The sequence below is a fragment of the Acidocella aromatica genome, from assembly GCF_014201825.1.
GTDB classification, from domain to species: Bacteria; Pseudomonadota; Alphaproteobacteria; order Acetobacterales; family Acetobacteraceae; genus Acidocella; species Acidocella aromatica.
Genome location: NZ_JACHFJ010000007.1, coordinates 37,604 through 61,666, shown reverse-complemented (window position 1 = coordinate 61,666; position 24,063 = coordinate 37,604). Strand labels below are relative to the sequence as shown.

Sequence of the window (24,063 nt, the reverse complement as noted above, 5' to 3'; positions counted from 1 at the left end):
GCCAGCCGACGCGACCATAACCGCCAGGAGCGCCATAATCTGCGCCGCCATCTCTTTTCTTTGTCAGCCAAGCTCTTGCCTCTTTGCCTCAACATCGCTAGTAAGCCCGCGTGGATATGGGCGCTTAGCTCAGCGGTAGAGCATCACCTTGACATGGTGGGGGTCACAGGTTCAATCCCTGTAGCGCCCACCATATCCACTAAAGAAATCAGAGGATTGGCTAAAATAGCAGCCATGCGCAAGCAGCCTGATTTCAAACCCGGCGCGGTGTACCGAGGCGCGCAATCAAACCAGCGGATGTTGTGTCGATCAGATCATGGGCGAAATCGACGAGTCGCATCACGGTACCGATAGCGTTTTCCGCTAGAACACCCTCGCCCAGGCAGGTTCGCAGGGCGGTGGGGAAGATTGCCCGCAGATACGCCATGTTGGCGGCGAACAGCACAGGTGGAATACCAGCCAAGCTGTGGGCGCGGCCGATATCCTGCTGGCGCTGGACGAAAGCCGGTCCGTATTCGCCTGAGAACAGGCTCTCCAGCCACACCAGATGCATTTGCCGCAGCCGGGCGGTGCCGTTCGCCATGAACTTGGCCATTTGCGGTTCGGCTTCGATGGCGTTGTAAACCTTGTCGGTCACGCTTGGTAGAATGCCGATGACATAGGGGCGCAGGGCAACGATTCGCGACAGCTCATCGGCGCTGAGCGGGCATTCGGGAACGGCAGTGGCGGCGGGGACGAGCTTGGTCCCGAATACGGGGCGTGGTTCCGCCGGGGGCTCGGGCACCATGTCGGCAAGCTTGGCCGCGGCACCGCTGATGGAGGGCATTTGCGATCCGCCACGCCCATGGCCGCCGGTGAGCGTGCAGATCAGCGCGTTGGGACCGCTTTGCCGGATCATCACCCGCCGCGCCGCCGCCGAGAGCACAACCTGCCCCAGCGTGCCCAGCGCGACTTGGCGCATGGCCGTCGAATCGGGGGCCAGCAGCTCCGCGATGGCGGCATGCAGCGCATCTGCCTCCGCGTCACGGCGTGTTGCACGGGCAACGATCCTTCCGTCGCGGGCAACGACGGCTGCGGCCTCAATGGCGCTTGAGCTGCTGATGAGATCCTGGAGGACGGCGATTATCTCGGCCGGGGGTATGAGCGCATTCTGGGGTGTAACAGACATGTCACGAATTTATTCGCGATTTTCGAAGTGATGGAAGTCATTTTTATCTTCCAGTAATGTTTTTTTAATGTGAGGACACGTAATAGGCGCTCAGCCTCCTCTACGGGAGCTGAACGCCCATTATTTGGCTTTCGCCATGGTCTCGTCCAGGCGGATGAGCGTCTGCGCGTATTTTCCGTCGACGATTTGCTGGCAAAAGGTGAGCAGCCGGAGCACGGCACCCGTTGCGGCCTTGGCCGATTCCTCGCTTGGCATGCAGGCGTGCAATGCGGGCGGAAAGACCGAACGCAGAAACGCCATGCTGGCGGCAAAGAACACCGGGGTAACGCCGGCACGGGTATGCGCCTTGCCGATTTCCTCCTGGCGGCGGATGAAATCCGGCCCGTAATCGCCGGAGAACAGGCTCTCCAGCCAAGTCAGATGAGTCCGCTTCAGCGACTCCACACGCCCGGCCAGCAGCGCCGCCATTTGCGGCTCGGCACCCAGGACCTGATAGAACCGGTCGGCGATTCCCGGCAGGGCGGTGCGGACATAGGGCCAGATTTGGGTAACAAGCGTCTGGTCAGCCTCGGTGAACCCTGCGGCTTCGTACAGCGCCTCCGGGCTGCGTGTGCCGGTTGATGGAGCCGTGAAGGAAATTGACGACAGCATGCGGGAGATGCGGGAGGCCGCGTTGCCTGTGGCCTGGAGCAGTGTGTCCATCTGCACAGTCGGGCCAGCCAGCGTGCACAGCATGGTCTGCGGGCCTGCCTCGCGCAGCAGCACATGGCCGATTTCGCCCGTTAGCAACAGTTGTTCCAGCTTGCCGCATTTTAGCGCGGCGGCAAGGTCCAGCCCGCGGGGCAGCATTGCCGTTACCGTGGCGCTGATCCGTGATTCGTCGAAATTCTGAGGCAGGTGGCAGGCGACAAGCTGGCCATCGCCCTGGATGACGGCGGCGCCCTGGATACTGGGCGTGTTGGTGACCAGTGCTTGCAACACGCCGTTTACATGGGCGTTGTGCACCTTATTGGCTCCTCTAAAAATTAACTACTCGGTTAACTGGCTAATAAAAAATTATATTAATCTTAGGTTAAGATGGCTGATTTCTCACGAAATAGCAACAATAATTTGTAGGATGATTTAACGCTACTGGCTGGCCCAGATGATGCGGTGCATCCACAGAATTTCGCCCGCTCCGAAGCGCAGTTCCGGGTAAGCGGGGTTCATGCTGGCCAGCTCGATGCGCGTGGCCGTGCGGCGGACGAGCTGCTTGGCCATTACCGCGCCCTCGGTGGTACGGGCCACCACGCGGTCGCCCACGCGTACCGGAGCGGCGGGGGAGACGATGATGGTGTCGCCCTCGCGGTACACCGGCTCCATGGAGTCGCCGCTTATGCTTAGGGCATAAGCGTTCACATCGGCGGTGGCGGGCATTTCCACCTCGTCCCACCCGGCTCCCGCAGGGTAGCCGCCATCGTCGAAAAAGCCCTCGGCCCCGGCCTGGGCCATGCCTATTAACGGAATCCAGGTGCGGCCTTTGCGCAGTTCCGGCATGGCGCGCGCGCCCGTGACGAGGGCAGTGAACTCCTCGATTCCCGCCCCGGTGGCGGCAAAGATTTTCGCCAGGCTCTCGGTGGAAGGCCAGCGGAGCCGTCCATCCGCCGTACGGCGCTTGGACATGTTGAAGCTGGTCGGGTCCAGCCCGGCCTTGCGCGCTAAACCGGAGGGCGAGAGCCCATGCTCCGCCGCCAGGGTGTCGATCGCGCGCCAGATGTCGTCGTGCCGCATGCCCTTGTTGCCGATACTGTAATCTCAAAATCTTATCTGGCTTTGATGAGTCAGCCAAGGAGGAATAGGAATTTTGTCCGAAAAACGTGGAGAAAAATGCGTTAACCAGACAGAAAGTTCTTGTTATGTTCTTTGTGTAGGAATATAAGCCTCTCGTCTCTACAACCTTAGGTTTTTCAAAAGGAAAAACTCCATGGCTTTCTCGCTCCGCAACCTCTCGGTTCTCGCCTACGCCAACGGCTTCACGCTGTGGCACTACAAGGCGGGGAACGACAATTTCAGCCGCGCCGCCGAGGCCGGGTATTTTGCCGATGCGGCGGATTTGCTGTGCGAGGGGGATATGGTGATGCTGACCAGCACCGAGGGCGGGCGGATTGTCAGCGTGACGGGCGAGGGGCGGCGGATTGCCCTGGTGCCGATGGCGTAGAGGCGAGACGGGCAGGCCGGGGAATGGCCTGCCCGGTTATAGGGTCAGTCCTCGTAATTATCCTGCACGAAGCGGTCGAGCAGCCGCACGCCGAAGCCGGTGGCGCCTTTCGGGGTGATGGCGGAGTCCTTGGAGGCCCAGGCCATGCCCGCGATGTCCAGATGCGCCCAGGGCTTGCCGTTGACGAAGCGTTGCAGGAACTGTGCGGCGGTGATGGAGCCGCCAGCGCGCCCGCCGCCTATATTTTTCACATCCGCGATCGGGGAGTTCAGCTCCTTGTCGTAGCTCTCGCCCAGGCCCACCAGCGGCATGCGCCAGAGTTTCTCGTCCACCGCCTTGCCCGCCGCGGTGAGCTTGGCGGCGAGATCGTCGTCATTGGCGAACAGCCCGGCATATTCATGCCCAAGGCCGATGATGATCGCGCCGGTGAGGGTGGCGAGGTCCACCATCAGCTTGGGCGCGAAGCGGGATTGGGCGTAGTACAGCACGTCGGCCAGCACGAGGCGGCCTTCGGCGTCGGTGTTCAGGATCTCGATGGTTTGGCCGGAATAGCTCTTCACCACGTCGCCCGGGCGGGTGGCGCTGCCCGAGGGCATGTTCTCCACCAGCCCGACGAGCCCGACCGCATCCACCTTGGCCTTGCGCCCGGCGAGTGCAGCCATCAGCCCGACCACGGTGCCGGCACCGGCCATGTCCCACTTCATGTCCTCCATCCCGGCGGCGGGCTTGATCGAGATGCCGCCGGTATCGAAGGTCACGCCCTTGCCGACGAACACCAGCGGGTCCTTGGGCTTCTTCTGCTTTTTGCCGTCGTCATGGCCCGAGGCGCCGAGCCATTGCAGCACCACCATGCGTGCCGGGCGCACACTGCCCTGGGCCACGGCGAGCAGCGAGCCGAAGCCAAGCTTCTTGAGATCGTCCTCGTCGAATACTTCAACCTTCAGCCCCAGCTTTTTCAGCTCCTCGGTGCGGTCGGCGAATTCCGCCGGGTAGAGGGTGTTGGCGGGCTCGGTCACCAGGTCGCGCGTCAACTCCACGCCGCTGGCCAGGGCTTCGAGGCGCTCATAAGCGGTCTCGGCCTTGCGCGGCTCGGGGGTGAAGATGGTGAGATGGCGCAGCTTCTGCTTCTCGTCATCCTTCTGCGTGGTGCGGTATTTGTCGAACCGGTAGGCGCGCAGCCGGGCGCCGAAGCCGATGGCAGCCGCCTGCTCGGGGGTGAAGCCCTCGGCCAGCACGGCGGCATCGCTCTCGCGCGTCAGTGTGGCGGCAATGGTCCCGCCCAGAGCTTCCGCGCCCTGCGGCGCCTCGCCCTTGCCGGTACCCAGCACCAGCACGCGCTTATAACCCTTAGGTGCCAGCAGGCTGGCTTGGCTGCCCTTCTTGCCCTTGAACTCGGCAGCCTCCAGTGCGCGGGTTAGTCCGCCATCGAGCGTCTTGTCCAGCGCCGCGGCGTGTCCCGCGAGCGCCGCGCCCTCGGCCACGGGCAGCACCAGCACGCCCGATTTCGGCAGCTCGGGCTTGGCGAAAGAGATCTCCAGCATTGCGTGTTCCTCTGTCATCTTCTGGTCATGACCATAACAAACCGGGGCGGCTTTGCCAGGGCTGGCAGGCGGGCTACAGGGGAGCCATGCGCGAACTGTTGGAACTGGCGGTAAAGCTGGTGGAAGAAGCGGCTGCCGTGATTACGGCGGTACGGGCGGCGGGCTTCGCCGTGGACGCCAAGGCGGATGCGACGCCGGTGACGGTGGCGGATACCCGTGCCGAGGCGCTGATCGTTGCTCGGCTGCGCGCTGCCGCACCCGAGATACCGGTGATTGCCGAGGAGGAGGTGGCCGCCGGGCGCATCACCGCGCCGAGTGAGCGCTACTGGCTGGTCGACCCGCTGGACGGCACGCGCGAATTCGCCGCCGGGCGGGATGAGTTCGCGGTGAATATCGGGCTGATCGAGCGCGGTGCGCCAGTGCTGGGGGCGGTCGCCTCACCGGCTCTGGGGGAGGTGCATTTCGGCATTGTCGGGCAGGGGGCTTGGCGCCGCCGAGCTGGGGTGGAGGAGAAGATTGCAGCCCGCCGCCCCCCGCCCGAGGGACTGGCGGTGATGGCCTCGCGCCATTATGCCAATGATCCGCGTTTGGCGGAGTTTTTGGCCGGGTACAGGATCGCCTCGCTCACCAATATCGGCTCTGCGCTGAAATTCCTGCGCGTGGCGGAGGGGGAGGCGGATTTTTATCCGCGCCTTGGCCGCACCATGGAGTGGGACACCGCCGCCCCGCAGGCTGTGCTGGAGGCGGCGGGTGGCTGCGTGTTGACCCGTGACGGCGCCCCCCTGCGTTATGGCAAGCCAGGTTGGGAAAATCCGGATTTCTTTGTCTGGGGATTGCGCTAGAGCGTGATGCCCGGAGGCGGGAACGCCGAAGGTCTGAAACATGCGAATAGCGGAGCAGAAGCGACGTTATCATGTGCCAATCCTGCCGTATTGCCGCCACGGTGCAGGACGAGCATGAAGCCCATCATGAAAAAGCTCCTTATTGCCCCCTTGGCGGTTCTTGGCTTGGCCCTCACCGGCTGCGTGTATGGCAGCGACGGCTATTATGGCGGCGGTGACGGCTATTACGGTGGCGGCGGGTATTACGCCGAGCCGGCCTATAGCGGCGGCGTCTATATTGGTGGCGGTGGTGGTGGTTGGCATGGCCACGACGACGACCACGACCACGGCGGTAGCGGCTGGCAGGGCCGTGATGGCGATCACGGTGGTGGTGGTTGGCAGGGCCATCCGGGGCAGGGCGGCGGTGGATACCAGCAAGGTGGAGACGGCGGCTACCACCAGCAGGGTAATGGCGGTTGGCAGGGGCACCAGCAGCAAGGCGGCGGCTACCAGCAAAACGGTGGCAATGCCTGGCAGGGACACCAGCAACAAGGCGGCGGTGGCGGCTGGCAGGAGCAAGGTGGCGGGCAACAGCCCCGGGGCGGCGGGGAACAGCGCCCCCCGGAGAACCAGGACCATGGCAACGGATCGCCCTGGCAGCATAATCAGTAAGGTAAAAACAGACACCGCCCCTCCAAATCAGGGGCGGTGTTTTAGTATCCGCTCAGGCCGCCTTCTGGCGCGCCCCGCGCACGCCTGCGGACAGCGCTTTCACGTCGCGCAGCACGGCGTCCACATTTTCACGCTGCAGCGTTTCGATCAGCGCGGAGGCGACGATCGCGGCGTCGGCATGCTGGGCCACCACAGCGGCCTGTTCGGGCGTGCGCACGCCGAAGCCCACGGCGATGGGCAGGCTGGTGGCTGCGCGGATGCGCGGGATGTCGCGGGCGAGGTCGGCTGCCGAGGCGGTGCGTGTGCCGGTGATGCCGGTGATGCTGACGTAATAAACGAAGCCGGACGAGCCCTCGAGCACCAAGGGCAGGCGGGCGTCGGAAGTGGTGGGGGCGACGAGGCGGATCACGTCCAACCCGTTCTTGCCAGCGTCGGGCAGCAGCAGATCGGCTTCCTCGGTCGGGAGGTCCACCACGATCAGCCCGTCCACACCCAGACGCGCGGCGTCGGCGCAGAATTTCTCCACACCGTAGGAGAGGATGGGATTGAGATAGCCCATCAGCACCAGCGGGGTGTGGTTGTTGGTGCGGCGGAACTCCTCCACCAGCCCGAGCACGCCGTGCAGGCTGGCCCCGGCCAGCAGCCCGCGCCGCCCGGCGGCCTGGATGGTCGGGCCATCGGCCATCGGGTCGGTGAAGGGCATGCCGATCTCGATGATGTCCGCCCCGTTCTCGGCCATGCCGCGCAGCAGCGCCAGCGAGGTCTCGCGGTTCGGGTCATAAGCCTCGACGAAGGGGATCAGCGCCGCGCGGCCCTGCGTTTTCAGTCCGGCGAACACACCAGCAATACGGCTCACAGTTCCACTCCCAGGTGCTTCGCCACAGAGAAGATGTCCTTGTCCCCACGGCCGCAGAGATTCATCAGGATGATCTCGTCCTTGCTCATCTTCGGGGCGATCTTGGTGACATGGGCGAGCGCGTGGCTCGGCTCCAGCGCCGGGATGATGCCCTCGGTACGGGTGCAGAGCTGGAAGGCGGCCAGGGCTTCCTTGTCCGTCGCCGCCACGTATTCCACCCGGCCGATATCATGCAGCCAACTATGTTCGGGCCCGATGCCCGGATAATCCAGCCCGGCGGAGATGGAGTGGGCTTCCAGGATCTGTCCGTCATCGTCTTGCAGCAGATAGGTGCGGTTGCCGTGCAGCACGCCAGGGCGGCCACGGCTGAGCGAAGCCGCGTGCTCGTTGCTGTCCAGCCCGTGGCCGGCGGCTTCCACGCCGATGAGGCGCACGGACGTGTCGTCGAGGAACGGGTGAAACAGCCCGATGGCGTTGGAGCCGCCGCCGATCGCCGCCACGGCCACATCCGGCAGGCGGCCTTCGGCCTCCAGCATCTGGGCCTTGGCTTCCTCGCCGATGACGCACTGGAAGTCGCGCACCATGGCCGGGTAGGGGTGCGGCCCGGCGGCTGTGCCGATGATGTAGAACGTGTCCTGCACATTGGCGACCCAGTCGCGCATGGCGTCGTTCATGGCGTCCTTCAGCGTGCCGGCACCGGAGCTGACCGGTACGACCTCGGCCCCCAGCAGCTTCATGCGGAACACGTTCGGCTTCTGCCGTTCCACGTCCACCGCGCCCATGTATACGGTGCAGGGCAGGCCGAAGAGCGCGCACACCGTGGCGGTGGCCACGCCGTGCTGTCCGGCGCCGGTCTCGGCGATGATGCGGGTCTTGCCCATGCGCTTGGCCAGCAGAATCTGGCCCAGGCAGTTGTTGATCTTGTGTGCGCCGGTATGGTTCAGCTCATCGCGCTTGAAGTAGATCTTGGCTCCCCCAAGCTCGCGGCTCAGCCGCTCGGCATGCCACAGCGCGCTCGGCCGCCCCACATAGTGCTTGAGATAATAATCAAGCTCGGCCTGGAAGGACGGATCGGCCTTCGCCGCCTCGTAGGCGGCTTCCAGCTCCAGGATCAGCGGCATGAGTGTCTCGGCGACGAAGCGCCCGCCGAATTCGCCGAACCGCCCGCGCCCATCCGGGCCGTTACGCAATGTGTTGGGGAGTACCGTGGTCATTACCCGGCTTTAGCTGAACCCCAGGCGGGGATAAAGGTCCATCCTAGGCGCGCAGGCGTGGTGAGGCTTGAGTATAGCAGGAATTTCTGCTTATATTTAATGAGAATAATTCTTAATTACATCGCCAGCCGGAAAGACCAGCGCCATGTTCGAAGAGGCCGCCACCAGGGAAAGTTACTTCCTTCAGGACATTGAGGGCCAGTACGCGGCGGCGCAGGCTTGTTTGCAGGCGGGAGGAACCGGGCCGGAGCATAGCGTGGCACTGTTGCAGACGCTGTTGACCGCCGAGATTGCCTGCGTACTGCGCTACAGCATGATGTCGATCTCGCGCGAGGGGTTGGAGTCGAATTGGGCCGGGACCGAGTTTCAGGCCCAGGCTGCTGACGAGCGCGTGCATGTGCAGCGCATTGCCGGGCGGATTCTGGCGCTGGGCGGCAAGCCGGATTACGCCCCGGCGGGGCTGTTCTCGCGCCATGTCTCGCCGGATGCCGCCGAGGGCGCGCTGGCCAAGCGGCTGGAGGAGAACCTGGCCGCGGAACGCTGCGTCATGGAGCTGTACCGCGAGCTGGTCGCGCATTTCGAGAGCACAGACCCGGACTCCGCCGCGCTGCTGAGCGAGATCGCTGAGGACGAGGAAGCCCATGCCAGCGATATGGAAGACCTGCTCGCGACGTATCGCCACTAAGGCTCGGGGCCAAAGCTCCTGCAATAAAAAAAGCCCGGACCTTGGTCCGGGCTTTTCCGTTTGGGAGGCGTTACGCGCCCTGCGGACGCTCGAAGGCATCTTTGCCGTCGAAGCGCTGCAGCTTCTCAATGTGCATCCAGGTGAACTTGGCGCCGAGGCGCTGCACCAGGTAGCTGATCTCCGGCTGGCCGCTGCTGGTGGAGTCGGTCAGGGAGATCGGGTTCTTGAACATGAAGCGGCAGGCGAAGTGATCCACCAGGAAGGTGTAGCCGCCCGTGGGGGGATAGACCTGCACGCCGCGGTTGGAGATGCCGGATAGGGTGAAGGGGCTGTCCTGGGCGATGGCTTCCAGCGTCTTGCCCAGTTCCTCGGAGCCGAGATCGGTCTCCAGGAACACGTCGATACCGACCAGCTCGCGGGTGGTGGGCTCGGAGTGGGCGGTCAGCTCGGGCCAGGTCTTCAGCTCGAACTTCTTGTAGGTGCGGGACTTCATCGCCGAGGAACGGCCCAGATTGGCGATGACCTGGTCAGTGAAGGCGGCGGTGCCGACGCCATGGCCGCGCGGGGCGAGGTCGCCGGTGAGGTTCTTGCCCTCGGCCAGGGTGATGAACAGCGCCTGCTCGACCTTCTCAGCCACGTCGAATGCAGCGATGTGGCGCAGCAGCATGATCGAGGCGGAGAGCAGGGCGGTGGGGTTGGCCAGACCCTTGCCGGCGATGTCCGGCGCGGAGCCGTGCACGGCTTCAAACATGGCGGCGTGGTCGCCGAGGTTGGAGGAGGGGGCGATGCCCAGACCGCCGACCAGACCGGCCGCGAGGTCGGAGATGATGTCGCCGTTCATGTTGGAAGTGACGATGACATCGAACGCTTCCGGCTTGATGACGAGCTGGTGGGCGCAGTTATCGATGATGATGTGGCCGGGCTTGATGTCCGGGAACTCGGCGGCGACCTTCTCGCCCATGCGCTTCATCATGCCCTCGGTGAGCTTCATGATGTTCGCCTTGGTGGCGACGGTCACGCCCTTGCGCTCTTCCGCCTGGGCCAGGCCGTAGGCGGCGCGGATGATGCGCTCGCAGCCCGGGGCGGTCATCAGCTTGAGGCACTGCGCGACGGTGGTGGTCTGCATGTGCTCGATGCCGGCGTACACGTCTTCGACGTTCTCGCGCACGATCACCATGTCGATCCCGCGACCCGAGAACGGGGTGGTGATGCCGGGCAGCTCGCGCACCGGGCGGATGTTGGCGTACAGCTCGAAGAACTTACGCATGGTCACGTTGGCGGACTTACCGCCATAGCCGATCGGGGTCTCCAGCGGGCTCTTCAGCGCCAGCTTGTTGGTGGAGATGCTGTCCAGCGTCTCGCGCGGCACGCCGGTAATAACGCCTTTTTTGAATGCCTCGGCGCCAGCCTCGGCGTATTCCCACTCGATCGGGGCGCCGGCGGCATCCAGGATGCGGATGGTGGCGGCCATCACCTCGGGGCCGATGCCATCCCCCGGCAAAGCTGTGACTTTGGTCTTCGGGCTCGTTACGGCACTAGCACTCATGATGTTACATCCTGATCTTGTTGAAGGCGTTAGCGTTATAGCCTGCTCGTTCCAGACCTCATATACGGCCTCGGCAGAGCGGGTATTGGTTTTAAGCGCCCCTCGCGGCTGTCAGGGGCCTAGTGCGCATCTCCCCAGTTTTTACCGATGCCGGTTTCCACCACCAGCGGCACGGAAAGTTCGGCGGCGTTCTGCATAACCTTTTGCGCCAGCGCGGCGGCCGTTTCGGCCTCGGCATCCGGTGCCTCGAACAGCAATTCGTCATGAACCTGCAAAATTAACCGCGTCTTAAGCCCAGCCTCGCGCAGGGCTGCGGGCAGCTTGACCATGGCGTGCTTGATGATGTCCGCGCCGCCCCCTTGCAGCGGGGCGTTGATGGCCTGACGCTCGGCATAGGCGCGAAGGCTCGGGATTTTGTCCTTGATGCGCGGCACCCAGCAGCGCCGCCCGAACGGGGTGAGCACGAAGCCATGCGTGCGTGCTTGCTCCTTCGTCTCTTCCATATAGGCGCGGATTTCGGGGTAGCGCTTGAAATAGGCGTCGATATAGGTGCGCGCCTCGCCAGGGGCGATGCCGAGCTGGCGCGCGAGGCCGAAGGCGGAGATGCCGTAGATGATGCCGAAATTGATCGCCTTGGCGCGCCGGCGGGTCAGCGCGTCCATGCCTTCCATCGGCACGCCGAACACTTCGGAGGCGGTGCGGGCGTGGATGTCCTCGCCTTTAGCGAAGCTGTCCTTCAGCGCTGGAATATTCGCCACATGCGCGAGCAGGCGCAGCTCGATCTGCGAGTAATCCGCCGAGATCAGGCTATGGCCGGGAGCGGCGATGAAGGTCTTGCGGATGCGTGCACCTTCCTGTGTCCTGATGGGGATGTTCTGCAAATTCGGGTCGGTGGAGGAGAGGCGGCCCGTGGTGGTTGCGGCCATCTGGAAGCTGGTATGAACTCGGCCCGTATTCGGGTCGATCTGCCCGATCAGCGCATCGGCATAGGTGCTTTTCAGCTTGGCGAGCTGGCGCCAGTCCATCACGCGCTGGGCGATTTCCACGCCCTGTTCAGCCAGCGTTTCCAGCACCGAGGAATCCGTGCCCCAGGCGCCAGTCTTTCCCTTTTTTCCTCCTGGGAGCTGCATCGTCTCGAACAGGATCTCGCCGAGCTGCTTCGGGCTGCCGACATTGAAGGTCTGGCCCGCGAGGCGGTGGATATCCGTTTCGATCTCGGCCATGCGCCTCTCGAACTCGGCGGACATGGCGGAAAGATCGTTGCGGTCCACCATCACGCCATAGGCTTCCATCTCGGCGAGCACGGGGATGAGAGGTTTTTCGACCAGCTCGTACAGCGCCAGCGATTTATGCACGCGCAGCATCGGCTTAAGATTCTGCCAGAGCCGGAGCGAAAGATCGGCGGCCTCGGCGGCGTAGGCGGTGACTTTGTCCAGCGGCGCGCTGGCGAAGCCGAGGCGGGCGCGGCCGCTGCCGGTCACCTCGTCCACGCTCTTGGCCGTGTGGTTCAGATGCACACGCGCCAGCGTCGGCGCGTCATGCGCGAAATTCCCCGCATCTTGCGCGTAGGAGATCAGCATCACGTCGTCGATGGGCGCAATATTCTCAAGCCCAGCGCGGTGCAAAGCTTCCAGGCCCTGCTTGGCGTCATGGAAAATCTTCAAAACGCCGGGGGCGGCGAGGAGTGGAGCCAGAACCGAAATGACATCCGCCAGTTTCAGCTGTGGCGTGTCATCCAGGGCGAGGTTGTGGGCGAGTGGCAGGTAGGTGCTCTGCCCCGGCGCGGTGGCCAGCCCCAGCCCCACCAGATTGCCATGCAGCGCGGCGGGCGCGTCGGTCTGCACCGAGATGGCGATCATCCCGGCGGTGCGTGCCTGGGCGCAGACGGCTTCCAGGGCCTCGCGCGTGGCAACGGCCGTATAGGGGCCGAATTCAGCGGCGCTCACGGGTGGCGGCGCTTCCTCTTCGGGCTCGCCCTCCAGCCCCAAGCGGTGGCGCAGGCTCTTGAAATTGTTCTGGACCAGGAAATCCCGCAGCACTGCCGGGTCCCAGGGCTTCACCACGAAGCTGTCCAGCGGGGCGGGCAGGGGGGAGTCGTCGCGCAATATCACGAGTTGCTTGGAGAGCCGCGCCTTGTCGGCATGCTCGATCAGCGCGTCGCGCCGCTTGCTTGGCTTCATGGAGGGGGCCGCCTCCAATACCTTCTCCAACGTGCCGTATTCGTTGATCAGCGCCGCAGCGCCCTTGGGGCCGATGCCTGGCACGCCCGGCACGTTGTCCACGGAGTCGCCGATCAGCGCCTGCACCTCGACCACCTTCTCCGGCGGCACCCCGAATTTCGCTTCCACTTCGGCCAGGCCGATGGGGACGTTCTTCATCGGGTCCAGCATGGTCACGCCGGGGCGGAGCAGTTGCATCAAATCCTTGTCGGAGGAGACGATGACCGCCTCGCCCCCGGCCTCGGTGGCGGCCTTGGCGTAGGCGGCGATCAGATCGTCCGCCTCCCAGTCGGCCAGTTCGATGGCCGGCAGGCCAAAGGCGCGCGTCGCCTCGCGGATCAGCCCAAATTGTGGCACCAGCTCCGGCGGCGGTTCGGGCCGGTGGGCCTTGTAATTATCGTAGAGCCGGTTGCGGAAGGTATGCCGCCCGGCATCGAACACCACGGCCAGATGCGTGCCGGTATGCTCCTTCAACAGCCTTGCCAGCATGTTGCAGAAGCCGAATACGGCGTTCACATGCACCCCATCGGGACGTGTCATGTCGGGCAGGGCGTGGAAGGCCCGGAAGATGAAGCCCGAGCCGTCGACGAGAACCAGCCTCAATGGCTGTGGTCCACCGCGCCCTCTTCCAGCACGTAGATGCGCGAGCAATACGGGCAGGCGATTTGCTTATCCAAGATTCGCAGGTAAACACGCGGGTGGCCAAGCGGGCCGACGCCGCCATCGCAGGAGATCGCAGGGGTTTTCACATGAATGATCTCGGTCGCATTCACCGCTTCTGTCTGCACGCTCATCGCATCCTGCCTTTTCTGGTCACACTCGGGGGCATCATAACGGCATTCCGCGCATTGCCCAAGCTGGCCTTGGTCTTGCTCCCGGCGCTGGTGCTGGCGGCCTGCACGCCCATCCCCTTCGGCGTGCCGCAGGGCAAACCGGGACATCCCATTATTACAAGCGGCTATTTCGCCCTGCCGGATGGCGCCCGCCTGCCTTACAGGCTCTACCCGGCCCAGGGGCAGGTGAAGGCCGTCATTCTCGCATTGCATGGCTACACCGACAGCCGCGACGGCTGGGAGATGCTGGCGAACTACCTGACCCCGCATGGCATCGCCATTTATGCCCCTGACCAGTCGAGTTTCGGCGCCACGAAGAACCGCGGCCATTGGCCCGGTACGCAGACGCTGGTGGATGAGGCGCGAGACGAGGCTGTGCAGTTGCGCACCCAGTATCCGGGGGTGAAGCTGTTTGTCATGGGCGAGAGCATGGGGGGGGGCATCGGTCTGCTGCTGGGGGCGCAGCCCAACCCGCCGCTGGTGGATGGCTATATCCTTACCGCCCCGGCGGTGTGGGGCGGCCCGGCGATGAACCCGTTCTATAAAGCCACGCTGCGGGTCACGGCCCTCCTTGCGCCGGCCAAGCGGCTCACCGGGCGCGGGATGCATATCAAGGCGTCCGATAACCGGGCGGCGCTGATCGCCTTTGGCGAGGATCCGCTGACCATCCATGCGCCACGCGTGGATCATCTGGCCGGTGTGGTGGATCTGATGAGCCAAGCCCAGGCCGCCTGCGGCGGCTTCCACCAGCATGCGCTCATCTTATATGGTGGGCATGACGAGCTGATCCCGAAGGCGGCGATGCGACGCTGCTGGGAGGCGATCCCGCAGGATGCGCCGGTGACGCTGGCTTATTATCCGCCCGATTATCATCTGATCCCGCGCGACTTGGAGCGGGCGGTGCCGGATGCTGATATTTTGGCGTTCATCGAGGGGCGGGGGCTGCCATCCGGCGCCCCCAGCCAAGCGACGGTCTTTCTTAGTGTTCCTTGATCGGGCGCGGCTTGCCCTCGGAATCGATGGCCACGAAGGTGAACACCGCCTTGGTCACGCGGTATTCCTCTTGCTCGACACGCGCGCGCCGCCAAGCTTCCACCGCGATCTTCATCGAGGTCCGGCCGGAGGACATCAGCTCGCAATACACGCTCACCTCATCTCCCACCTTCACCGGGCGCAGGAAGCTCATCGCATCCACCGAGACGGTGACACAGCGCCCGTGAGAGGTGCGTGAGGCGAGATTGCCGGCGGCAAGGTCCATCTGGCTCATCAGCCAGCCGCCGAAGATGTCACCATTCACGTTGGTGTCGGCAGGCATGGCGATGACGCGCACCATCGGCACGCCCTCGGGCGGGTGTTCCGCAACAGTCTCGAGCATGGCTTAGAGGCTCTTCTCGATCCAGGCCTTCAGCACGGATTTCGGCGCGGCGCCCACCTGGGTGGCGGCCGGCTTGCCGTCCTTGAAGATGATCAGGGTCGGGATCCCGCGCACGCCGAAATTGGTCGGCGTCATCGGGTTCTCGTCGATGTTCACCTTCACCACCTCGAGCTTGCCTTCATATTCCTTGGCCAGATCCTCGAGCGAGGGGGCGATGGACCGGCACGGCCCGCACCACTCGGCCCAGAAATCCACCAGCACGGGGGCACTGGATTTCAGTACATCGGTCTCGAAGGTTTCGTCGGTAACGGCTTTGGTCATGATACACCCAGACTTATTTGCAATGCACCACAACATGGAGGCGAACCCGCCCAGGATCAAGCCGGGGTGGCGCTATCCAGCATCGCGGGCGGCACATCCATGGCGGTGGCGCTCTGCGTCCAGACCAGCAGGGTGCGCACGGGGCGGTTGGGGTACACCTGCCGCAGGATCGCCCGGTAGGCGGCGAGCTGACTTAGATATTTGGGTGGAATCCCGGAAGAATCGGCGGGCGGTGCGCGGTCTGTCTTGTAATCGGCGAGCCAGATGGCTTCGTCCGTCACGGCCAGACGATCCACGATGCCGCCGATTTCCTTATCCCCCACCACGCCAGCCAGAGGCACCTCGGCGCGCGAGCTGGGGCTGAACAGAGGGGCGAGGGCGGGAGCCTCCAGAATGGCGAGCACGGCGTCGCGCAGCGCCTCGGCTTGCGAGACTAAAGCAGGCTGGGTGGCAAGGTAAGCCAGGGCCGCCTGGGCGCGCACCGGGGCAGGCAGGTCCGGCAGGTGTTGCAGCAGAGCATGCACGGCGATGCCCTTTTCCATCGCCGCCGCCCGGAGCGCCTGGGCGGCTTCGGGTTCGGGGGCCAACGGGCTCGTGGCAATGACGCGCTTGGCCTCTTTCTCGGTACTCCGGCTGGGGACGATGCGCTCCGGCTTGGCGGCTTCCTTGGGCGGCAAGCTGGCCTGCCAGAGCGGCGCGCCGGAGAGCCAGGCGGGCAGGGGGGCAAGGGCGGTTTCGGCATGGGTGGAGACGCGGTCGGGCTTGGCCACCTGTTCGCAATCATGCACCAGCGCGCCGTTTTCCTCGCGCGTTTCCAGCAAGGCGAAGCCGCGCCGCACGGCCTCGTACCAGCAGGTCTCGGGCGGGGCATTCTTGCCGGCGGCGCCGCAGATTAGCAGTTCGTCCTCGGCGCGGGTGAGGGCCACGTAGAGTAGCCGGTTATATTCCTGGCGCGTGGCTTCTTTGACGGCTGTGGCGGCATCCTCCACCGCTTCCGAGCGCAGATCGGCGCGTGGGCAGAAGACAGGTACCGCCACCTCCTCCTGCGGCATATCAAGCCAGAACAGGCGGCGCTCGTTCTTGGGCAGGGTGGTGGTGTCGGGCATGATGACGATGGGGGCCTGCAGCCCCTTGGCGCCGTGCACGGTCATCATCCGCACCTCGTCGCCCCCGGCCTCGGCCTCACGCTTGATGGAGGCGCCCGTCTGGCGCAGCGCGAACACGAAAGCCTGGAGCGAGCCGGGTTCGCGTCCGGCGAAGGTCAGTGCCTCGGCGAGGAATTCGTCGATGGGCTCCGCCGCCTCCGGGCCCAAACGGCGCAGCAGCTTGGCACGTCCGCCCAGCGGCCCCAGCGCTTCGGCCAGAAGATTGTAGGGGGCGTAGAAATCCGCCTTTGAGCGCAGGGCCTCGAAGAAGGTTTTTGCCTCGGCCCAATCCGCGCGTTCAAGGGCCCTGGCGTAGAGCGCCTGCACCAGCCGCTTCTGGCCCCGGCCCAAAGCGAGGTCCATCAGGCTGGCATCGGTAAGTCCGCCGAGCGGCGAGACGAGGAATTGCCCGAAGGCGAGATCGTCGTCGGGCAGCAGCAGCGCGTCGCACAAAGCCAGCAGATCGCTCACCGCTTGCTGTTCGGTTAGCACCATGCGGTCTAGCCCCGCCACGGGGATGCCGCGCGCCTTCAGCTCGGCGGTGATGGCGCTCAGCAGATCGTCGCGACGGCGCACCAGGATCAGGAAATCCCCAGGCCGGGCCGGGCGGTTATGCGAGGGCAGGGGGCGTTTTAGCCGCGCCGCGATCCAGTCAGCAATGTCCCGCGCCAGCACGGCCTTGGCTGAATCGGCACTTTCGTAATCCTCGGCCAGGCCCCAATCGGGCAGTTCGGCGGCCTCGCGCGGTTGGGTGAGGGGCCAGAGCGTCACCCGTCCGGCTTGGCCCGCGCGGCTGACCTCGTGGCGCAGCGTGTCATCGCGGGCAATCACGCCGTCGCGCGCCAGACCTTCGGCGAACACGGCATCGGTAAGCGCCAGCACGGGGGCGGTGGAGCGGAAGGAGACGGAGAGCTGGCCATCGAGCCAGTTCCGCCCCGCACCCACGGCCTGGGCTTTGAATTTTTTCCTGTAGGCCTCAAAGCTTTTCAGATCCGCTCCCTGGAAGGAGAAGATCGACTGTTTGGCGTCGCCCACCGCGAAGATGCTGCGGCTTGCTTCGCGCGCGCCTTCGCCCGCGAAGAACTCCGCGGCCAGTGCATTGGCGATTTCCCATTGCGCGGGGGCCGTGTCCTGCACCTCGTCCAGTAGCAGATGCTCGATGCCGCCATCGAGCTTGTAAAGCACCCAGGCGGCGCCAGGGTCGATAAGAAGCTGGCCGGTATGGGTGACGAGGTCGGTGTAGGAGAGATGCGAGGCGAGGGTTTTCTCGTTATGGTCCTGCGAGGCGATGGGCAGCAGCAATGTCAGCAGATGGTCGTTCAGCTCGGCGAGTTTCGCGGCTTTCAACATCTCCTGCACGGCGCGGATGCGCTGGCTCTCGGCGATCAGCTCATCCTTGAAGCTGTCCTCTTCGGCTTTCAGCTTTGGGCCGCAATAGCCCTTGAAGGTGCGGGCCTTGCCGCTGGTGAGGAAGCCGTTGGCCCAGACCTCCCATCTGGCAGCGCGCTCCTGCGGCGGCAGGGAAAGCCAGTCGAGCAGCGGATAGGCGTTCTTGGCGCCGGTCGCGGTGCCGCGCTCGGCGATCTGGTGTAGTATTTCACGCAGTTGCGTCTCGCGGGAGATGCTGACCGAACCTGTAAGAATCTCATCGGATGTTTTCTCGCCCGCGCCCAGCGCGCCGCGCTGCCGGGCGATCAGCTGCGCGAGGGCGGCATCGCGCAGCAACTCCGCGGGTGCTTCCTGCACGAAAACCTGCGTGAGTGCCGCGAAATCCTGTTCGTTGGTCTCGGCCGCCAAAGCCCGCACCGCATCGCGCACCGCCGGGTCGGCCAGGGCGGCCTCGCGCGCCTCGCGCAGGCGGCGGGCGGATTGCTCGTCATCAGCCACCTCGAAATGAGGCGACAGCCCGGCTTCCAGCGGAAAGCGCCGCAGCAGCGATTGGCAGAAGGCATGGATGGTCTCGATGCGCATTCCGCCTGGCAGATCCAGCACATTGGCGAAGAGTTTCCGCGCGAGGCCCAGGGGCTCTGGGTTCACAGGCACGTTCAGCGCGGCGAGGTCGGCGCGCAGGCTTGCATCGTCCTTCACCACCCATTCGCCCAGGCGCTTGTTCAGGCGGATGCGCATCTCCGCCGCCGCGGCCTTGGTGTAGGTCAGGCAGAGGATCTTGTCCGGCGCGGTGCCGGCGAGCATCAGGCGCAGCAGACGGTCGGTGAGCAGCTTGGTCTTGCCAGAGCCCGCCGAGGCGGCGACAAAGGCCGAGACCAGCGGGTCGGAAGCTTTGCGCTGCTCGTTATTGGCGATGTCGGTCGCGTTCATTCCGGCTCATCCTCCCATTCCGCGCGGCGGGAGATCCCGGCATAGGCATCGTATTGGTTGGTGCGCGAGGGATGCGGGCTGGCCAGATACGCCGTGCTGGCGCGGGCGAATTTTGCGAACAGCTCCGGCAGCGCCTCGCCTGCTTTGGCGATGGCCTCGGCGATCTCTTCAGCGCTCTTGAAGGGACGGGTTTCCTCGCCCGCCTCGGCCCGGCCGGAGAGCTTGAAATAGGCCAGTTCCGCCACCTTGGCGCGGAATTCCTCGCCGAACGCACCTGCCTCGGCCATCACCGCTTCCAACGGCAGCTGCGGCGCGCCGCCGCTTTTCACCGCCTTCGCGTTTGGCACCGTGCCGGTCTTGTAGTCGATGATGCTAACCATATCGTTGGCACCCAGTTCGATGCGGTCGGCCCGGCCTTTCAGCGTGAAGTGGCCCAGACGCAGCTCGCCGCTCACCTCATGCAGCAGCGCCTTGGGCGCGCCGTTCGCCGCGCGGCGGGCTTGTTCCTCGCCGATCACCCAGGCGGCGATGCGCTCCAGCCGTGCCGCCCACCATTGTTCCAGCGCCGCGCGCGGGCGTTGCTGGCGCATCTCGGCCAGCAACGAGGCGGTGAGCGCCTGCGCGGCATTGGGGCGGGCGGCGGCGTTCTTATCGGCAAAAAAGCTGGCCAGCCCGGCATGCACGATGTCGCCGAACAGGCTTTGGTCGCTCTCCTCGTCCAGCGGGTCCAGCTCCTTCAGCGCCAGGATCTTGCGGCAATAGAGCGCATATGGGTCGGCCATCAGCGTGGCGACATCCGAGATTGAGAGCGTATTCGGGCGCGCGGCTACGGGCGGGGTGGGGCGGGGTTTCGTCCGGCGCTGGCGGGCTTGCGGCAGGTCGAGCTGCGCTGCCCAGCTGGCCGCGTCGTGGCGGGGGAGTGCCAGCTTGCTTCCGGCCAGCATCGCCTCCAGCCGGGTAAGCCAGCGCGCGGGAACGGCGGGGGCGCGCTCGCGCCGCAGTGGGGCGGCGAGCACCACATCGCGGCAGGCGCTGGCCAGGGAGAAGAAATGATGCGCCGCTTGGCCGATCTTTTGCTCCGGCGAGGGCAGGCCCGCCAGCTTGCGCATGGGGCGCGAGAGCCAGGGGCCGGGTTCCGCCGGGGCGGGCCAGACGCCTTCCACCAGCCCGCCGAGCACGGCGACGTCCACGCTTTGCAGCGCCGCCTCCTGGATGCCCCAGATGGCGATGCGCGGATGCCCGTCCTTGGCCCGGGGGCGGCGGACCACCGCGCCTTGCAGCAACTCGTCCAGCAGCTCCGCCAACTCGTCACGGCGGATCTCGTGCATGTCTTCCAGCGCGCCGAGCATCTCCAGCAGCAGTTCGGAGAGCGCCATCCCAGCCTCACCGGACCACAATATGGAGGCCCCCGTGGCTTCAGGCGTGGCGGCGAGGGATTCGGCGGCGGTGATGAGGCAGCGCAGCGCCTCGGTGGGGGGTAGCGTTTCCGGCAAGGCAAGGGGGCGCAGCAGGTGCTCCAGCCGGTCGAGGAAATCCCGCTCCGCTTGGCGCTCGGTCTTGAGGCGGAATTTCAGCCCGCCGAACCCCGGCGAGGGCCGTGGGCCGCGCAGGCTGAGGATTTCCAGCCGCCGGGCGAGGTCGCGGAAATCCTGCGGCGGCATGCCTCCGGCAGCGAGCGGATGCTTGAGCAGGCAGAGCAGCGGCAGGGGCGCGTAATCCTCCACGGCGGCACGGGCCAGCAGGCGCAGGAAGGTGGCGGGGGGTGTCTGGGCCAGGGGCTCGCCGGCGCTGTCATCGGCGGTGATGCCGAAGCGCTTCAGCGCCGCCGCCACCAGCGCGGCCAGCCCGCGGTCCGGCGTGATGAGCGCCGCGGTGGTGCCGGGGACTTCCAGCGCGCCACGCAGGATCATGGCGATGGCCGTGGCGTTCTGGGCTTCGTCGGGCGCTTCCAGCCGAGCGAGGCCGGTGATGTTCAGCGCCTCTTCCGACTGCCACACATCCAGGGATTCGGCCGGCAGTAGTGCGCGGGAGAGCACGGTCCCCCGCTTGGCGGGGGGGGCGGAGGACGGGGCGGGGAGGAACACGACCTCGTCCCGCCGTGCCCCGATGGACGCCAGCAGCTTGGCGATGCCTCCTTGGGCGTGGCTGTCATCCAGCGCGTCCCAGGCTTCGTCCTTGAGCGCGGGGTCGAAGCCCGGCAGGATCAGCATGCCTTGCGGCAATTCGGCCACCACGCGGGCCATGCGGCAAATCGCAGGCGTGCCCTCGGCGGCGACCATCCATACTCGGTGCGGCGGCGGGGCGGCGCGCCAAGCTTCGGCTTGGGCGTCGATGAGCTTTACCAGGCGCCGCGCCGGGTTCAGTAGTCCGTTATCGGTAAGGTAGTCTGGCCAGGCATGGGTAACGATCTGCAAAAATTGCAGTGTCTTCTGCCAGTGCGAGGCCAGCTCCGCCGCCACCACATTGGGCAATGTGGTGGCGAGGTCTATTTCCGCGTGGTCGGCCTCGTCGAGCAGCGAGGCCAGCTCCGCCGCCAGCGCCCAGGCCGGACCGAGGCGCGTGGGTGCGCCGCTCTCACCGTTCAGGGCCAGGATCAGCCGGGACAGCAGCGCCTGACGGCGCGAATCAGCGATGGCGGGGGGGAGGGCAAACCCAGTGCTGAGGAGCAGCCCGGCTTCGTCGATATTGCCCAGCGCCACGATGCGCGGCAGCAGCAGCGCCTGTCCGCCATTGGCTTCCAGAAAGGCGCCCGCCAGCGCCTGGGCCGCGCGGCGGCTGGGCAGGATGATCAGCCCGTCATGCGGGCTGCCCTCGCCCGCCAGCCAGAGCCGGGCGAGGGCGGGAAGAAATGGCGCTTCAGGAGAAAAAGCGCCGATTTTCAAGTCGTGTTGCCCACTTCCCGCGCCTGTAGCACGGCCTCGGCGCGGTCCAGGTCGTCGGGCGTGGAAAGATGGAACCACACGCCGTCATGTACGATGGCGTTCAGCCGCCCGGTTTCCAGCGCCTTGTCCCAGAGCAGGTTCAGGCTGAACGCTCCTTCCGGCGCTCCGGTGAACAGGGCGGGGGTGGCAAGCTGCACACCGGCATAGACGAAGGGCGCCACATCTCGTTCGCCGCGCCGGGCCAGGGCGCCATCGCGCGGCCAGATGAAGTCGCCCTTGCCGGTATCCGCCACCGCCCCGGCGGCGCGGGCCAGGAGCAGCATCGTGTCCATGCGTGCCGGGTCGAAGGCGTTGGACATCCGCGCCAGAGTCGGGCAGGGGCCATCCACCCAGTAGCTGTCGCCGTTCACGATGTAGAACGGTGCCTTCGGCAGCAGCCCCTTGGCCGCCATGGAAGCCACCGCGCCGCCCGTGTCCAGCAACTCATCCTCATGGGTGATCGTCACCTCGGGATAGGTGCGCAGGAAGTCATCGAACTGCCCGGCCAGATAATGCGTGTTGACGATGCAGCGTTTGATGCCAGCCGCGCGCAGTTGCGCCAGCGTGTGCGCCAGGATCGGCTGGCCATCGAGCGCCAGCAGCGGCTTGGGCGTGGTAAGGGTGAGGGGGCGCATGCGCGTGCCAAGCCCCGCGCACAGAATCACCGCCGTATCAGGATGCATCGAACCACCTTTCATCGCCGGACATGTCTATCATGCGTCCGGCACCGTCATGCGAGAGTGTGAGGCGCAACGCGTGGCGCGGCGTGAGTGGCCCAAGCCGGTCCGGCCATTCCACCAGCACGATTCCCGCCTGCGCCTCGTCCCAGCCCAACTCCTCCAGTCCCGAAGGGCCATCCAGCCGCCACAGATCGTAATGCCAGATCTCCAGCCCCTCCGGCGTGGTGTAGCTCTGCACCAAAGTGAAGGTCGGGCTGGGTACGGTGAGCCGCTCATCGCGCAGCAAGGCGCGGATAAAGGCCCGCGCCAGCGTGGATTTGCCCGCGCCGAGCGGGCCTTCCAGCAGCAGCGCGTCGCCAGGGCGAGCCTTGGCGGCCAAGCGGCGGCCGAGGTCCTGTGTGGCGGCATCATCGGGCAGGCGGAGTCTCATGGGGGCGTTTTGCCTGTACGCGCTTGATTGTGGAAGGGCGCTGCGGCAGACCAGCCTCCATGGAACAGATTTCTACCGATGTCGCGATTATTGGCGCCGGCCCGGCTGGCATGTTTGCGGTGTTCGAATGCGGGATGTTGAAAATGTCCTGCGTGCTGATCGACGCGCTCGATGAGCTGGGCGGGCAGTGCGTGGCGCTGTACCCGGAAAAGCCGATCTACGACATTCCAGCCCACCCGGCCATCGAGGGCGCGGCGCTGATCGCGCAGCTGGAGCAGCAGATCGCGCCGTTCGACTGTGTGAAGCTGCTTGGCCGCCAAGTGACTGGGCTGGACGGTGCCAAGGGCAATTTCACCCTGACCACCAGCGCGGGGGACAAGGTTACCGCCAAGGCCGTGATTCTGGCGGCTGGCGCCGGGGCGTTCGGGCCGAACCGCCCGCCGCTCGAGGGGCTCTCCGCCTACGAGGCCGCCGGTGCGGTGCGGTATTACGTGAAGAAGCGAGAGGATCTGCGTGGTAAGCGCGTGGTCATCGCCGGTGGCGGCGACTCCGCCGTGGACTGGGCGCTGGCCTTGCAAGGCGTGGCCGCGCACATCGCCGTGGTGCATCGCCGGGCGAAGTTCCGCGCCGCCCCCGAGAGCGCCGCGCAGCTCGATGCCCTGGCCGAAGCGGGCAAGGTGGAGATGGTGATCCCGTACCAGCTGCACGCGCTGCACGGGCAGGGCGGCGTGTTGGAGGCGGTGGAGGTCGCGGACTTGGATGGTAACACCCGCAAGCTGGAGGCCGATGTGCTGCTGCCCTTCTTCGGGCTGGCGATGGAGCTGGGGCCGATTGCCGAATGGGGGATGGAACTGACGCAGAAAAATCACGTGACGGTCACGTCCGCGACGATGGAAACGTCTCTTCCCGGCGTGTTCGCGGTGGGTGATATCGTCACCTATCCCGGCAAGCTCAAGCTCATCCTGCAGGGCTTTGCCGAGGGCGCGGTGGCCGCGCATTCCATCTACGGTATCGTGAACCCCGATACGGCGCTGCATTTCGAGTATTCCACGACCAAGGGTGTGCCGGGCTGAAAGCGGCTCTAACATTCTGTTAAAAATAAAAAGCCGCCTTTTCAGGC

At 65.5% G+C, this 24,063-nt stretch carries 21 protein-coding genes and 1 tRNA gene; 6 read left to right on the top strand and 16 right to left on the bottom strand.

The window, feature by feature from the left end:
* The first annotated feature begins 118 nt into the window (after positions 1 to 118).
* Positions 119 to 193 (top strand) — tRNA-Val (locus HNP71_RS08750).
* 60 nt (positions 194 to 253) lie between these two features.
* Here HNP71_RS08750 and HNP71_RS08745 read toward each other — a convergent pair.
* From HNP71_RS08745 to HNP71_RS08735, 3 genes are all read right to left on the bottom strand, one after another.
* Complete coding sequence (locus HNP71_RS08745) at positions 254 to 1,168, bottom strand: protoglobin domain-containing protein (protein WP_183266513.1); 915 nt, start codon at positions 1,166 to 1,168, stop codon at positions 254 to 256.
* Between the two features lie 120 nt (positions 1,169 to 1,288).
* Complete coding sequence (locus tag HNP71_RS08740; protein WP_183266512.1) at positions 1,289 to 2,173, bottom strand: protoglobin domain-containing protein; 885 nt, start codon at positions 2,171 to 2,173, stop codon at positions 1,289 to 1,291.
* A 123-nt stretch (positions 2,174 to 2,296) separates the two neighbouring features.
* Positions 2,297 to 2,938 (bottom strand): S24 family peptidase, encoded by a 642-nt coding sequence (locus HNP71_RS08735; RefSeq protein ID WP_183266511.1) that lies wholly within the window; start codon positions 2,936 to 2,938, stop codon positions 2,297 to 2,299.
* 193 nt (positions 2,939 to 3,131) lie between these two features.
* Between HNP71_RS08735 and HNP71_RS08730 the strand changes: the two genes are divergently transcribed.
* Entirely contained in the window at positions 3,132 to 3,365 is a 234-nt protein-coding gene (locus HNP71_RS08730) for a hypothetical protein (protein WP_183266510.1), read from the top strand.
* A gap of 44 nt (positions 3,366 to 3,409) precedes the next feature.
* Here HNP71_RS08730 and HNP71_RS08725 read toward each other — a convergent pair whose 3' ends face one another.
* Positions 3,410 to 4,906 (bottom strand): leucyl aminopeptidase, encoded by a 1,497-nt coding sequence (locus HNP71_RS08725; protein WP_183266509.1) that lies wholly within the window; start codon positions 4,904 to 4,906, stop codon positions 3,410 to 3,412.
* Positions 4,907 to 4,992: 86 nt separating this feature from the next.
* Between HNP71_RS08725 and cysQ the strand changes: the two genes are divergently transcribed.
* Positions 4,993 to 5,748 (top strand): 3'(2'),5'-bisphosphate nucleotidase CysQ, encoded by a 756-nt coding sequence (gene cysQ / locus HNP71_RS08720; RefSeq protein WP_183266508.1) that lies wholly within the window; start codon positions 4,993 to 4,995, stop codon positions 5,746 to 5,748.
* Positions 5,749 to 5,817: 69 nt separating this feature from the next.
* Here cysQ and HNP71_RS08715 read toward each other — a convergent pair whose 3' ends face one another.
* From HNP71_RS08715 to trpB, 3 genes are all read right to left on the bottom strand, one after another.
* Positions 5,818 to 6,366 carry a hypothetical protein gene (locus HNP71_RS08715; RefSeq protein WP_183266507.1) on the bottom strand — a complete coding sequence of 183 codons (549 nt, stop codon included), beginning with the start codon at positions 6,364 to 6,366 and terminating at the stop codon, positions 5,818 to 5,820.
* Positions 6,367 to 6,451: 85 nt separating this feature from the next.
* Positions 6,452 to 7,255 (bottom strand): tryptophan synthase subunit alpha, encoded by an 804-nt coding sequence (gene trpA, locus HNP71_RS08710; RefSeq protein WP_183266506.1) that lies wholly within the window; start codon positions 7,253 to 7,255, stop codon positions 6,452 to 6,454.
* Positions 7,252 to 8,469 (bottom strand): tryptophan synthase subunit beta, encoded by a 1,218-nt coding sequence (gene trpB / locus HNP71_RS08705; RefSeq protein WP_183266505.1) that lies wholly within the window; start codon positions 8,467 to 8,469, stop codon positions 7,252 to 7,254. Before trpB ends, trpA begins: the two co-directional genes overlap by 4 nt.
* Before the next feature lie 145 nt (positions 8,470 to 8,614).
* Here trpB and HNP71_RS08700 point away from each other — a divergent pair, with 145 nt between their 5' ends.
* Positions 8,615 to 9,154, top strand: coding sequence for a ferritin-like domain-containing protein (locus HNP71_RS08700; protein ID WP_183266504.1), 540 nt, complete (start codon positions 8,615 to 8,617; stop codon positions 9,152 to 9,154).
* Positions 9,155 to 9,224: 70 nt separating this feature from the next.
* Here the strand turns inward: HNP71_RS08700 and HNP71_RS08695 are convergent, their stop codons facing one another.
* The 3 genes from HNP71_RS08695 to HNP71_RS08685 form a co-directional block, all read right to left on the bottom strand.
* The gene (locus tag HNP71_RS08695) at positions 9,225 to 10,700 is read right to left on the bottom strand and encodes an NADP-dependent isocitrate dehydrogenase (RefSeq protein ID WP_183266503.1); all 1,476 of its coding nucleotides are present in this window, start codon (positions 10,698 to 10,700) and stop codon (positions 9,225 to 9,227) included.
* A gap of 119 nt (positions 10,701 to 10,819) precedes the next feature.
* Positions 10,820 to 13,522 (bottom strand): DNA polymerase I, encoded by a 2,703-nt coding sequence (gene polA, locus HNP71_RS08690; RefSeq protein WP_183266502.1) that lies wholly within the window; start codon positions 13,520 to 13,522, stop codon positions 10,820 to 10,822.
* Positions 13,519 to 13,713: a zinc-finger domain-containing protein gene (locus HNP71_RS08685; RefSeq protein WP_183266501.1), complete on the bottom strand. Its 195-nt coding sequence runs from the start codon at positions 13,711 to 13,713 to the stop codon at positions 13,519 to 13,521. Before HNP71_RS08685 ends, polA begins: the two co-directional genes overlap by 4 nt.
* Before the next feature lie 54 nt (positions 13,714 to 13,767).
* Here HNP71_RS08685 and HNP71_RS08680 point away from each other — a divergent pair, with 54 nt between their 5' ends.
* Positions 13,768 to 14,745 carry an alpha/beta fold hydrolase gene (locus HNP71_RS08680; RefSeq protein ID WP_183266500.1) on the top strand — a complete coding sequence of 326 codons (978 nt, stop codon included), beginning with the start codon at positions 13,768 to 13,770 and terminating at the stop codon, positions 14,743 to 14,745.
* On the opposite strand, the gene HNP71_RS08675 is transcribed toward HNP71_RS08680, so the two are convergent.
* Genes HNP71_RS08675 through tsaE form a run of 6 tightly spaced genes read right to left on the bottom strand, consistent with a single transcriptional unit; the run spans position 14,732 to position 22,943 of the window.
* Entirely contained in the window at positions 14,732 to 15,127 is a 396-nt protein-coding gene (locus tag HNP71_RS08675) for an acyl-CoA thioesterase (RefSeq protein ID WP_183266499.1), read from the bottom strand. The genes HNP71_RS08680 and HNP71_RS08675 overlap by 14 nt on opposite strands.
* Before the next feature lie 3 nt (positions 15,128 to 15,130).
* On the bottom strand, positions 15,131 to 15,448 hold the full coding sequence (trxA, locus tag HNP71_RS08670) for a thioredoxin (RefSeq protein WP_183266498.1): 318 nt from the start codon (positions 15,446 to 15,448) through the stop codon (positions 15,131 to 15,133).
* 56 nt (positions 15,449 to 15,504) lie between these two features.
* Positions 15,505 to 18,912: a double-strand break repair helicase AddA gene (gene addA / locus HNP71_RS08665; protein WP_183266497.1), complete on the bottom strand. Its 3,408-nt coding sequence runs from the start codon at positions 18,910 to 18,912 to the stop codon at positions 15,505 to 15,507.
* On the bottom strand, positions 18,909 to 21,794 hold the full coding sequence (gene addB, locus HNP71_RS08660; protein WP_221246719.1) for a double-strand break repair protein AddB: 2,886 nt from the start codon (positions 21,792 to 21,794) through the stop codon (positions 18,909 to 18,911). Before addB ends, addA begins: the two co-directional genes overlap by 4 nt.
* Positions 21,791 to 22,516, bottom strand: a complete 726-nt coding sequence (locus HNP71_RS08655) for a nucleotidyltransferase family protein (RefSeq protein ID WP_183266496.1) — start codon at positions 22,514 to 22,516, stop codon at positions 21,791 to 21,793. Before HNP71_RS08655 ends, addB begins: the two co-directional genes overlap by 4 nt.
* Positions 22,506 to 22,943: a tRNA (adenosine(37)-N6)-threonylcarbamoyltransferase complex ATPase subunit type 1 TsaE gene (gene tsaE, locus HNP71_RS08650; protein WP_183266495.1), complete on the bottom strand. Its 438-nt coding sequence runs from the start codon at positions 22,941 to 22,943 to the stop codon at positions 22,506 to 22,508. The genes HNP71_RS08655 and tsaE overlap by 11 nt, the downstream gene beginning before the upstream one ends.
* Before the next feature lie 59 nt (positions 22,944 to 23,002).
* Here tsaE and HNP71_RS08645 point away from each other — a divergent pair, with 59 nt between their 5' ends.
* Positions 23,003 to 24,016, top strand: a complete 1,014-nt coding sequence (locus HNP71_RS08645) for an NAD(P)/FAD-dependent oxidoreductase (protein ID WP_183266494.1) — start codon at positions 23,003 to 23,005, stop codon at positions 24,014 to 24,016.
* Positions 24,017 to 24,063 lie beyond the last annotated feature (47 nt).